Here is a 12518-nt window from a genome sequence, read left to right on the forward strand (position 1 = left end):
GCAAGATGATGCTCAAAAAATTCCACTGTTCCTTCAATACCTTTTCTGTTATTTTATTAAGTTCACTATGGGTTAAGCTAAGGAGATGGCTATGAATACTAGTGAATTTGAGGAAGAAGTAAACGACATAGAAGAAGTTAGTATCGAAACGATCATAACTCCAGAAACAAGTCCTTCGACCAAATTGGAACGAAGAAGACGAATAGAGGATTTGTTTGAAGAAAAGCGCCTCCGCGATGAACTTGCAGAGTTCGGTTAGATTCGTAGTGTAGCCTAACGTGAAATGAAGGCTAAACCCGGGATGCTTATCTAATTCTTCGTGTTTTGTTTCAATTCACCCAGGCTACCATTACTAATTTATCTTAAATTAGAAAAATAGATATCAAACCGAACTGTTTTTCCCTCTACTGCGGCATTTGCTGGTAATAATGGTTTTGCTTTTTGTGGCCATTTTACAACGACCTTTTGTTTCGTACGAGTTATCGCCAATTGAATTAATTCCAGTGCATCCTCATCTGCGCCGATTATTTGTTGTAACGCTTGCATTTCTTTTTTTACCAATGCGGATTTACTCCGTTCAGGATGCATTGGGTCAATATAAATAATGTCAGGATAATCGTCGGTCGTTAATGAACTTAAATAGGAGTAACCATCGCCAGCATGAAACATCAAATTCAGTTCTTGTCGGTCCGACTCAGTTCGGCGTAATAAAGCATCTGATAATAAGGAAGCCATTACAGGATGACGTTCGAGCATCAATACTTCCGCGCCAAAGCTGGCTAAAATGGCAGAGTCACGCCCCCAACCTGCCGTTGCATCAATAATTTTAAGTCCAGAAGATGGTTTACAGGCACGGACTAATCCTTGTTTCTTTCCCTCAGACTTTCTTTTACTCCAAAATGCGGCGCTGAATTCAGCAAAAATTGGGGAAAATCCAGGGATCTTTAATGTCAGTTTATCTTCAGTAACAAAAAGACAAAGACTAGCGTTTTTGTCTAATCCAAAACTTAATTCCTCTGCGAGTGCCTTTGCCTTGTCGTGCAGGTTTTCATGTTCATAACCTACTACAGAAATATTGATCATATTTAATAACCGTAAGAATTATTTCAATTGCATCTGGGGATTGCCTCTCTGCCATTAAGTTAAGAATTTTTGTCATTCCCGCGAAGGTAGGAATGACAATTTTTTCTTATAATGGCAGTGGTCCAGAGCTCACATCCAAGATAATGTTTTACCCAATCTGCAACAATGAAATATCAGCAACACCCTGCAATAAATCCTGCAAACGTGCTAAAAGCGCTAAACGGTTGGCTTTTATTGCCTGATCCTCAACCATTACCATGACTTTATCAAAAAACAGATCAACCGGTTCTTTAAGACTGGCAAGTAACTTCAATAATGGGCCATAGTCGGCAGAACGGTATAAAGTCTCTACTGCTCGTTCAATCTGATTAATGTGTATATATAAAAACTTCTCCGGCTCCTCAGTGAAAAGTTGCTCATTCACTGGCGATAAAGTTTGTCTTCCTGCCTGTGAAAGTAAATTGTTCACGCGCTTGCAGGCAGCAGAAAGAGAAGCAGCTTCCGGTAATTTTACAAATAATTGCAAAGCACTTAAACGCTTATCTAGATCATACAACCAATCATCCTGACGAGCTCGCACGGCGTTCACTAAATCAACACTTAATCCTTGGCCTTGATAAAAGGATTGTAACCGATCCAAAATAAAAGATTTCAACTCATCCGATAAATTAGGTTCAACAGTTATTTGAGCTTCATAATGAATTATTGCTTGCTCAATCAGGGTACTTAAGTTGAGTTGTGCTGATGTTGCAATGAGTAATCGGACAACAGCTAGGGCATGACGGCGCAATTTAAATGGATCTTTTACTCCTGAAGGTTTTTGGCCTATGGCAAAAATACCAACTAAAGTATCGATTCTATCTGCTAGTGAAAGAGTCAAACCCAAATCAGATTCAGGTAAACTGTCTGCAGCGAAACGAGGCATATATTGTTCATTTAAAGCTTGAGCAACACTTTGATCTTCGCCATCGTTTAGTGCGTAATAATATCCCATTAATCCCTGCAGCTCAGGAAACTCCCCCACCATTCCGGTTAGCAAATCGCATTTGCTCAACTGTGCTGCACGTTGTGCCTGATGTAAACTTAAATGTAACGCAGAACTTAAATACGCCATCATGGCTTCAATTCGTAATGCTTTATCCTTTAAACTACCTAATTTTGCTTGGAAAACAACCTGTTCTGTGCCCGGTATACGCTGACTTAAAGGCAATTTTTTATCTTGTCTAAAAAAGAATGCAGCATCACTTAAACGCGCTCGCATTACTTTTTCATTTCCTAAAATAACTTGTTGAGGATTGGTGCTAGCAATGTTTGAAACCGTAATAAAATGAGGCAGTAACTTCCCTTGCTTATCCTTTAGAGCAAAACATTTTTGATGTGATTGCATTGAAGCAATTAATGATTCAGCAGGAACCTCTAGAAAATCTTTTTCAAAATTCGCCATCAGAGCCTGAGGCCACTCAACAATTGAGGTTACTTCATCAAGCAAATCTTCAGGCATAATCGCTGTAGCCTTAATGGATGCGGCTAACTCCTCTACTTGCTTTTTAATCATGTGCTTTCTAGCAGAAAAATCAGCAACAACAAATGCTTCATTCATTTGCGATTCATAACTTTGTGCAGAGTTAATTGCAATGTGTTGTGGATGATGAAAACGATGTCCCCTACTGTCGCGGCCACTTTTAATTCCTAAAATAGTATGCTCTATAACTTTATCCCCATAAAGCATCACTGCCCAGTGAACAGGTCGTGCAAATTCTTCATCCCCTGCTCCCCAACGCATGGGTTTAGCAATTGGCAAAGCAGCCAGAGACTGATTAATCAAGACAGGTAGCAAATCTTTGCTTTTATTACCCTGACTTTGTGTTTCAAAAACAATCCAATCCCCTTTTTCTGTTTGAACTTGAGACAGTTGCTCTACTTCTACTCCACATGATTTGGCAAAACCTAATAAGGCCTGTGTAGGTTTTCCTTCCTTGTCATAAGCAGCCGCTACAGCAGGACCTCGACGTGTCACGTTTTGGCTTTTTTGTTCTTCTTGCAAATCAAAGATAGCAATCGCGATACGTCTTGGTGTTGCAAAACGCTTTACTTCTCCATAACTCAATTGTGCCTTATCCAATGAAGCCAATAACTGATTAGCAAATTCATCAGCCAGAGGCCAAACCGAACCAGAAGGTAACTCTTCACAACCTAATTCAAAAATAAAATCATTGACCATCACACACCTTTTGGTTAAGCATAGGAAAGCCCAAAGCTTCGCGTGCCTGATAATAAGCTTGCGCTACTGCCCTTGATAAATGTCTTACGCGTAAGATATAACGCTGCCTTTCAGTAACAGATATTGCTTTACGTGCATCGAGTAAGTTAAATGAATGCGATGCTTTAATTACCATTTCATAAGCAGGAAGCGGTAATTGTAACTCAATTAACTTTTGCGCTTCACTTTCATAATAATCAAACTGTTTAAATAACTCTTCTACATTAGCATGTTCAAAATTATAAGCAGACATCTCCACTTCATTTTGATGGAACACATTACCATAAGTTATAGTGCCATTCGGTGTATTACTCCAAGGTAGATCAAATAAGTTGTCCACCCCTAATATATACATAGCCAAACGCTCCAAACCATAAGTCAACTCGCCAGTTACAGGTTTACACGCCAAACCACCTGCTTGTTGAAAATAGGTAAATTGGGATACTTCCATACCATTTTGCCAAACTTCCCAACCCAGACCCCAGGCACCTAAAGTAGGTGATTCCCAGTTGTCTTCAACAAACCGAATGTCATCTGCCAAAGGATCAACTCCCAGGGCACGCAATGAATCCAGATATTTATCTTGTATATCTAAAGGAGAAGGCTTGAGTACCACTTGAAATTGGTAATAATGTTGCACTCGATTCGGGTTATCTCCATAACGACCATCAGTAGGTCTTCGAGAGGGCTGTACATAAGCAGCTGACCAAGGCTCAGGGCCTATTGCTCGTAAAAAAGTTGCTGGATGAAAAGTTCCTGCGCCAACTTCCATATCAAAAGGTTGCAATATAACACATCCCTGAGCAGCCCAATATTGCTGCAAAGTAAGAATAATATCCTGAAATGTAGATGGTTTTGTCATGAAAATCTCAATGTAGCCTGGGTGAAGCGAAGCGGAACCCTGGAAATTTGTACCCTGCAAAACCCGGGCTCCGCTTTGCTTCACCCAGGCTATTTTTGTATTTAACTGCAATTATTTACGAATTACCTGCTGCTTTCTTAATTAACTCTTGCAGCGACTCTTCACTGGCAGCACCAGGTATAAATGAGGGTTCAGAACCTGGTTTAAATTGACCATTTGGAGTTGAAGCAATGATAAATGCAGGAGTTCCCATCAAGTGTAGCTTTTCTGCTAATTCACGGTTTGCATCCAAAGCTGCAGTAACTTCTTTACTTTGCATATCAGTCTTTAATTTCTTCATATCCAAACCTAAAGACTTAGCAGTAGCCATAACGATTTGATCGTTTAAACGCTTATCAATAGAAATCAATGCATTATGCATTGCTTGATATTTACCTTGCATACCAGCAGCTAAAGCAGCTCTAGAAGCTAATTCAGAGCTCTTACCAAAAATTGGGAATTCTTTATAAATAACTCGCAAGTCACTGTCTTTTTTAACCAAACTATCAATGATTGGTGACATTTTTTTGCAATGAATACATTGGTAGTCAAAAAATTCTACTATGGTTACATTACCTTTTGGATTACCTACAACTGTAGTCTTACCTTGAAACAATTGCTCAGTATTTTCTTTAATTGCAGATTGAGCTTGTTGTTGCATATTTTGCTGTTGTTTTTGTTGTAACGCTTGAGAAGCTTCCAAAAGTACTTCTGGATTAGTTACTAAATAGTCATGCACTACTTTTTCAATTTCCTTTTTTTGTGTATCAGACATAGGAGTTGTATTATTGGTATCTGCTGCCATAACTGCAGGTGATACTAAAGATGCTGTCAGCGCTCCTACTGTTAATAAATTTGTAAATTTCACACAGTTCCCCTTATTTAATAGTTTACATAATACCAACAACTTTCCAACCGGCACCCTAGCATCCGCTTGAGGAAAATTCAATAGGGCCCGTTTACAATTCTACTATCTCGAGCTCAAATGAACTGATTTTATGCACTCCGATACTTACATGCTTCGCACACACTGCATTTCGGTGCCATAAAATCAGTTCATTTGAGCGCAATCAAGTACCCTTAGTTAGCATTAATTTTTGTGACCCAAATCATAAGATTTATTGTAGCCTGGGTACACTCTGCGGAACCCAGGAATTTTAGAATTAATCACATCGCTACAGCTAAATTAGCATAAGCTAAAACAAGCCATTTAACACCGTGCTCACTAAACTTCACCTGGACACGAGTATGTGCCCCACTACCCTCAACTGCTAATACGATACCTTGACCAAATTTTGCATGAGTCACACTTTGTCCCAAAGACAACCCTGAGGTTTCTGGCACCACAGAAGGTTTATTTCGCGTAATAACGGGGGCTTGAAATTTCGCTTTAATACGAATCTCATCAATTAATTCTTGGGGTAATTCCCTTAAAAATCGTGAAGGCCGATGATACTCTTCTCGCCCATATTGTCTTCGTATTTCAGCATATGACATAATCAGTTTGCGCATGGCACGCGTCATCCCCACATAACATAGCCGACGCTCTTCCTCCAAACGTCCTGGCTCATCCAAAGACTGTTTCCCTGGGAACACCCCCTCTTCCATTCCTACTAAAAATACGATGGGAAATTCAAGGCCTTTAGCAGCATGTAAGGTCATCAAATGGACGTAACGCTCGTGTTCTTCAGCTTGCATCTCTCCGGCCTCCAAAGAAGCATGTGCCAGGAATGCATTCACCAGAGGAATTTCTTCCTCCTCTTCTTGCTCATAACGAAATTGCTTTGCCGCATTGATTAATTCTTGTAAGTTATCTAGACGAGACTCCGATTTGTCCCCTTTGATTTTACTAAAATGAGCATACAATCCACTCTGCTGAATTACTATAGATAACTGTTCGTCCAATTCCATTGCTGCGGTATCTTGTTGCAATTGTTCAATTAATTGAATGAATTTTGCCAATGAAGATCCTGCCCGTTGAGCCATTTCACCTGATTGCAATAATGTTTTAGCAGCATGCCATAAAGAACATTGTTCCGATTTGGCGTAATGACGCAAATCATCTAGCGTTTTTTCACCAATTCCCCGAGTTGGAAAATTAACGATACGCTCAAACGCATTATCATCATCCGGGTTCACCAATAAACGCAAATAAGCTAAAGCATCTTTCACTTCTGCTCGATCAAAGAAACGTAATCCACCATAAATACGATAAGCAATTCCAGCACGTAATAATGCTTCCTCTAAAACCCTGGATTGAGCATTCGAACGATATAAAATAGCAATTTCATCAGCACTTACGCCTTGATTAATTTCCATCATAATACGTTCACAGACAAAGCGTGCTTCTTCCAGCTCATTAAAGGCACTGTAGATTATAATTTTTTCTCCAGTTGCGCCATTCGTCCATAAGTCTTTTCCCATCCGTGAATTATTATGTGTAATTAAAGCATTGGCAGCATCGAGTATTGTTGCTGTTGAACGATAATTTTGCTCCAAACGAATAATTTGTGTGTTTTTAAAATCTTGAGAAAATTGCTGAATATTCTCGACTTTAGCTCCTCGCCAACCATAAATCGATTGGTCATCATCTCCGACCGCCAAAACAGCAGTATGTTCACCAGCAAGAAGGCGTATCCATGCATATTGAATCGTATTAGTATCCTGGAACTCATCCACCAATATGGCTTGAAAACGTTGACGGTAATGATTAAGAATTTCCGGATTATCACGTAATAACTCATGGGTCCGCAATAACAATTCCGCAAAATCGATTACTCCCGCGGTCTGGCAGGCTTGTTCATATGCATTATAAATATTGAGTAACGTTTTACCAGGCCCATAAGACAAAGTATGGACGTGCTGGGGTCGTAGTCCTTCATCTTTGCGCCCATTAATGAACGACTGAGCCTGTTTCACTGGCCATTGTTCTGAATCAAGATTTAATGAGGCAATCACGCGTTTAATCAGGCGCGCTTGATCTTCGGAATCTAAAATATGAAACAGCTCGGGCAAATGTGCTTCTTGATAATGTCGACGGAGCAAGCGATGGCACAACCCATGAAAGGTACCTACCCATAATCCCAATACAGGGGTACTCAACATATTATTTAGGCGCGCTCTCATTTCGCCAGCGGCTTTATTAGTAAACGTTACGGCCAAAATTCCATGCGGTGAAAGATGCTCCTCCTCAATAAGCCATGCAATGCGACTAACCAAAACTTTCGTTTTACCACTGCCTGCCCCAGCAAGGACCAGCGTATTACCAAGCGGTGAAGTAACTGCTTCGCGTTGTCGCTCATTCAGTCCTTTAAGAATTGCAGCAAGAGTCATAAATAAATTCCAGGAAAAAATCGATGGTGTATTCTATTAATAGATCCTACTATCCGGCAAGGGAAAGAAAATAGAAGCTATACTAATTATAATTATAATCTTGTTTTTTTACGCTAACGCGTATACATATTGCTTTCAAACGATTCCCAGCGCAAAATATTACAATATGGCAAAACAAAAATTCCTAAAGGACTAAAATGCACTCACTCTATCCATCAATTAAACCTTATGCGCAACATGAATTAAAAGTCAGTGCACTGCATACACTTTATATTGAAGAAACAGGAAATCCTGATGGATTGCCTGTTATTGTGTTACATCCAGGCCCTGGTGCTTCTTCCGGAGATGGTTACCTCAGACGTTTTTTTGATCCTCAACATTATCGAATCATACTTTTTGATCAACGCGGCTGTGGGCGCTCTACCCCTCACCTGGAAGTTCGTGAAAATACGACCAGTTTGTTATTAGATGACATCGATGCCATCAGAGATTTTTTAGCACTATCCGAATTTGTATTGTCTGGAGGTGGATGGGGTTCGTTACTTGCTTTACTTTACGCTCAAAAATTTCCGCAACAGATTAAAGCACTACAACTGCATCAAATTTTTTTGGGAAGACAGCAAGATTTTGACTGGTTCTATAAGCATGGTGCCAATCTGGTTTATCCTGATTACTGGCAAGAATTTATTAGCAGTGTCCCTGAAACCATGCTGGATAAAATACCCCAATATTATGCCAATTGCTTGCAAGGACCCAATGAACTCGCGCGCATGAGTGCGGCAAAATCATGGGCATTGTGGGAAGCTCGTTGCAGCAGTTTACATCCTCATTTATATGTCATTGATCAATTCAGCGATCCTCATTTTGCTCTGGCTCTTGCAACTCTAGAATCTCATTACATCAATAATCACTTTTTCATTGAAGAAAATCAGGTAATGAACAATGTTCATAAAATACGACATATCCCAACATACATCGTACATGGTCGCTTTGACTTAATTTCGCCCCTGGCTGGTGCATTTGAATTGCATCAAGCAATATCGGCATCCAATTTAAGAATAGTTCGAGATGCAGGTCATTCAGATAGAGAATCAGGTATCATTGACGCTCTAATTTATGCAAGTAAAGAAATTTCCAAACAAGGACTTGATGCATGTTGATTGTAATCCAAAGAGTAGCACATGCCCGTGTAGATATTGATGGCGAAACAGTTGGAAAAATAGATCAGGGGCTTTTGGTACTCTGTGGATTTGAACCCGATGATACAGACCATAACATCAATAAAATGTTAGAGAAGTGCATCAATTATCGTATTTTTAGCGACAGCCAAGGTAAAATGAATTTAAGCCTTAAAGATGTTCAAGGTGGTTTATTATTAGTACCTCAATTTACTTTAATGGCCGAAACCCAAAAAGGCTTGCGTCCCAGTTTTTCAAATGCAGCACCACCTGAACTGGGTCGCCAATTATTTGACAATCTCTTGACACGGGCGGCTCAGTTATATCCTCATATACAAAGTGGATGTTTTGGTGCCGACATGCAAGTTCATTTATGCAATGATGGGCCAGTGACTTTTTTGCTAAAATTCTAATAAATAGCATTAGACCTTTCGGTCTTGTATATATCCTGTTGCTCTGGGCTTACCTCTGGATCAAAAATACATTTTAATCAAAACATCAACGACTGTACGTATCACTATGATTGTTTGCAAGAACATCAAACTCGTGTAACATCGTTTATTAAGTCAAATAATAAAAAAAATCATGCGATTACTTTCAATCATCATTAGTTTTACCGGTGGTCTTGCTTTAACTGGATGTGCTTGTAAGGGAACTAACCCCGCCGATCCTTTTGAACCCTTTAACCGCAAAGTATATAAGTTTAATACAGCCTTAGACAATGCAATTTTGAAGCCTACAGCAAAAGCATATCGGGCTGTTTTACCTGCTCCTGTTCGTAAGAGTATAAATAACTTTTACAACAACCTGGATCTTATTCCATCCGTAGGAAATGATCTTCTTCAGGCTGATGGAAAATGGGCAATTCGTGACTCATGGCGATTCATTATAAACTCTTCCTTAGGTGTGGGTGGCTTGTTTGATGTAGCCAAAACCTTTGGCTTACCTCCTCATTCAAATGATTTAGGTCTTACTTTAGCTAAATGGGGCGATAAAAATTCGCCATACCTAATGCTTCCCTTATTAGGTCCAAGTACTCTTCGAGACGGAGCAGGATGGTTATTCCAATTTGCGCTATATAGCCCCTATGTTTACATTAATAATGATGCAGTAGTCTACAGTTTATTAGCTCTACGTACAGTGGATTTACGCTCACAACTGTTAGATACTGAGCAAATAATGGACGAGGCTTTGGATAAATATGCCTTTATGAGAGATGCGTATTTACAATATCGCAATCATCTCATCACAGGTGCTGATCAAGATACTGGATCTCTTTATGTTGATGATAAAAAAGCCGATCAGGAAGCGGCTGTAGAAGTTGGTAATGATTATGTAGATGAATAATATTGGTACTTGAATACTTTGTAGCCTGGCCTTCGCCCAGGCTACTTTAAAAGGGTTTTTTTATTAAGCACGACATATCTTCTCAAGGCAACGTAAAAAATCACCTGCGATATCAAGTTTTGTTTCTGCTTCTATTTCTCGTAAACAGGTTGGACTTGTAACATTAATTTCTGTTAAATAATCACCAATCACATCAATCCCAACAAAATACAAACCTTTAGCCTTGAGAGTGGGGGCTACTTGTTCGCAAATCCAGCGGTCTCTAGCTGTAATAGGCACTACTTCACCGCGTGCACCTGCAGCTAAATTACCTCGTAAGTCTCCTTGTGCAGGAATACGTGCCAATGCATAAGGAACAGGTTCGCCATTAATTAATAAAATGCGTTTATCACCAGTGGTTTTTATTTCATCAATATAACGTTGGGCGATAATCGTTTGCGTTTGATTTTTTGTTAGGACCTCTAAAATAACCGCTAAATTTTTTCCTTGCTCCTCCACATGGAATACAGAGTTACCACCCATTCCTTCCAGCGGTTTAAAAATAACCTGTTTGTGTTCCTCCCAAAATGATTTCAACCGTTTAATATTTCGCGAAACCAGTGTAGTTGGGCAACACTGAGGAAAATTTAAAGTAAAAAACTTCTCATTCGCATCACGCAAGCTTTGGGGTTTGTTGGCTACAAGAACTCCTTCACGTTCTGCAAGTTCCAGACAATATGTAGTGTAAATGTATTCTGTATTAAAAGGAGGATCTTTGCGCATCAGGATGATATCAAACTCACCTAAAGGTTTTTCATATGAATCTTTAATCGTAGCCCAATCTTTGCTGTTCAAATCACCGATACTTAAATCAGAAACCTGTGCGAAGGCCCGTCCTTCCTTACAAAACAAATCTTCTTGGGTAAAAACAACACAAGACCAACCCATTTCTTGAGCTTTCTTGATCATAGCCAGAGACGTGTCTTTATATGGTTTTAATTGATTTAAAGGGTCCAGCAACACAGCCAGTTTCATTATTCACCTCCAATAGCTGCAATTTCTCTTGCTGCAGCAAGAGCTGCTAAGCGGGCAATAACCCCATATACATAAAAACGATTGGATTCATCTACCTCGGTTAAATCATCACAAGGCATGTTACACGCCTGAGCAAAAGCTAAAGGTTCAAAATGCATTCCTGGAGCATTCAGATTTTCATCAATACCACGTTCTTGATGAACCCGGTAAAATCCACCAACCACAAATTGACCAATCATATACACTACTGGCTCGGCGACAGAACCGTTTGGCATGGTTTCAAAAGTATATACACCCTCTTGGATAATTACCCTATCCACTTTTCGACCACCTTTGCTGGTCGACATTCTTGTACGTTGTTTTCTATTTAATTTATGTACGTCTTCTGCATCATGCACCATCATTACGCTCATGCCATAAGTGCCATTATCGGCCTTAATTACAACAAATGGTTTCTCTTTTATTCCGTAGGTTGCGTATTTATCGTTCATTAAAGTGAGAATTTTCTCAACTTCGATGGCTAATCTGTCGATACCTTCCTGGGCCATAAAATCCAGACCTTCTAAAGCACTAAAATAAGGATTGATTAACCATGAATCCATCCCTACTAATTCGGAAAACTCCATCGCAACTTCTTCATAAAAATTAAAATGACTTGATTTCAAGCGCGAAGACCAACCTAATTGTGCTGTAGGTCTTATCTTTTGTTTTATTCCTTGTAAAATTTCAGGAATACCCTGAGACAAGTCATTATTCAGCATAAGAAAACATGGATTAAAATTAGCCAGACCAACGCGGTCACCCTCACGCTGTATAGGTTCTAACAGGAGCGTATCGCCCCCCTCAAGGACAACTTCCGTAGGTTCTTTAATCTCAGGGTCCAAACTACCAATGCGAACGACAAAGCCCGCTTTTATAAAAATAGTTCGTAATACATTAAGACTTTTTAAATAAAACTTATTGCGTGTATGACTTTCTGGAATCAATAAGATACGTGTGCAATCTGGAACATAGTCAACTAAAACAGACTGTGCTGCCTGAATACACAGGGGAAGGAATTCCGGATTCAAATTGTTAAACCCAGCTGGGAATAGATTAGTATCTACAGGCGCCAATTTGAATCCTGCATGCCTCAAGTCAACCGATGAAGTTAAAGGAGGAGGAGTTTCTTTCCATTGGTGCCTAAACCACGTCTCAATTGCTGCTATTTGATTTAAAACAATTTTTTCCACATGAAACAATGGCCCAGAGTGTGCTGTAGTCAAATGAGGAACAGGGATTTCATGTGTATTCATTCTTTCTCTCTTTCTATTTTTTTCGATGATGTTACCGGGGTTAACACAGAAATAAAAGATCTTATTAATTTTCTGTTATTATATTGCAAGTTCGATTTTTATGCCTG

The 12518-nt window shown here is 39.5% G+C and carries 11 protein-coding genes; 4 read left to right on the forward strand and 7 right to left on the reverse strand.

Annotated elements, in window-relative coordinates:
- Positions 1-91: 91 nt before the first annotated feature.
- A complete protein-coding gene (locus DGG96_RS20770; RefSeq protein ID WP_165831567.1) occupies positions 92-259 on the forward strand; it encodes a PA3496 family putative envelope integrity protein in 168 nt (55 codons plus the stop codon).
- A 98-nt stretch (positions 260-357) separates the two neighbouring features.
- Here the strand turns inward: DGG96_RS20770 and DGG96_RS06610 are convergent, their stop codons facing one another.
- From DGG96_RS06610 to uvrD, 5 genes are all read right to left on the reverse strand, one after another.
- The gene (locus DGG96_RS06610) at positions 358-1083 is read right to left on the reverse strand and encodes a class I SAM-dependent methyltransferase (protein WP_110141459.1); all 726 of its coding nucleotides are present in this window, start codon (positions 1081-1083) and stop codon (positions 358-360) included.
- Positions 1084-1231: 148 nt separating this feature from the next.
- Positions 1232-3304 carry a glycine--tRNA ligase subunit beta gene (gene glyS / locus DGG96_RS06615; protein ID WP_110141458.1) on the reverse strand — a complete coding sequence of 691 codons (2073 nt, stop codon included), beginning with the start codon at positions 3302-3304 and terminating at the stop codon, positions 1232-1234.
- Entirely contained in the window at positions 3294-4205 is a 912-nt protein-coding gene (gene glyQ, locus DGG96_RS06620) for a glycine--tRNA ligase subunit alpha (RefSeq protein WP_110141457.1), read from the reverse strand. The genes glyS and glyQ overlap by 11 nt, the downstream gene beginning before the upstream one ends.
- A gap of 115 nt (positions 4206-4320) precedes the next feature.
- Positions 4321-5112 carry a DsbA family protein gene (locus DGG96_RS06625; RefSeq protein ID WP_110141456.1) on the reverse strand — a complete coding sequence of 264 codons (792 nt, stop codon included), beginning with the start codon at positions 5110-5112 and terminating at the stop codon, positions 4321-4323.
- 299 nt (positions 5113-5411) lie between these two features.
- Positions 5412-7577, reverse strand: coding sequence for a DNA helicase II (gene uvrD, locus DGG96_RS06630; RefSeq protein WP_110141455.1), 2166 nt, complete (start codon positions 7575-7577; stop codon positions 5412-5414).
- 197 nt (positions 7578-7774) lie between these two features.
- Between uvrD and pip the strand changes: the two genes are divergently transcribed.
- The 3 genes from pip (at position 7775) to DGG96_RS06645 (ending at position 10102) form a co-directional block, all read left to right on the forward strand.
- The gene (gene pip / locus DGG96_RS06635) at positions 7775-8737 is read left to right on the forward strand and encodes a prolyl aminopeptidase (protein ID WP_110141454.1); all 963 of its coding nucleotides are present in this window, start codon (positions 7775-7777) and stop codon (positions 8735-8737) included.
- The gene (dtd, locus tag DGG96_RS06640; protein WP_110141453.1) at positions 8731-9168 is read left to right on the forward strand and encodes a D-aminoacyl-tRNA deacylase; all 438 of its coding nucleotides are present in this window, start codon (positions 8731-8733) and stop codon (positions 9166-9168) included. The genes pip and dtd overlap by 7 nt, the downstream gene beginning before the upstream one ends.
- Positions 9169-9340: 172 nt before the next feature.
- On the forward strand, positions 9341-10102 hold the full coding sequence (locus DGG96_RS06645; RefSeq protein WP_110141452.1) for an MlaA family lipoprotein: 762 nt from the start codon (positions 9341-9343) through the stop codon (positions 10100-10102).
- 63 nt (positions 10103-10165) lie between these two features.
- Here DGG96_RS06645 and gshB read toward each other — a convergent pair whose 3' ends face one another.
- Together gshB and gshA are read right to left on the reverse strand one after the other, a co-directional pair.
- Positions 10166-11116, reverse strand: coding sequence for a glutathione synthase (gene gshB / locus DGG96_RS06650; protein ID WP_110141451.1), 951 nt, complete (start codon positions 11114-11116; stop codon positions 10166-10168).
- Positions 11116-12411: a glutamate--cysteine ligase gene (gshA, locus tag DGG96_RS06655; RefSeq protein WP_110141450.1), complete on the reverse strand. Its 1296-nt coding sequence runs from the start codon at positions 12409-12411 to the stop codon at positions 11116-11118. The genes gshB and gshA overlap by 1 nt, the downstream gene beginning before the upstream one ends.
- Between the last annotated feature and the right edge of the window lie 107 nt (positions 12412-12518).

Source organism: Legionella qingyii, from assembly GCF_003184185.1.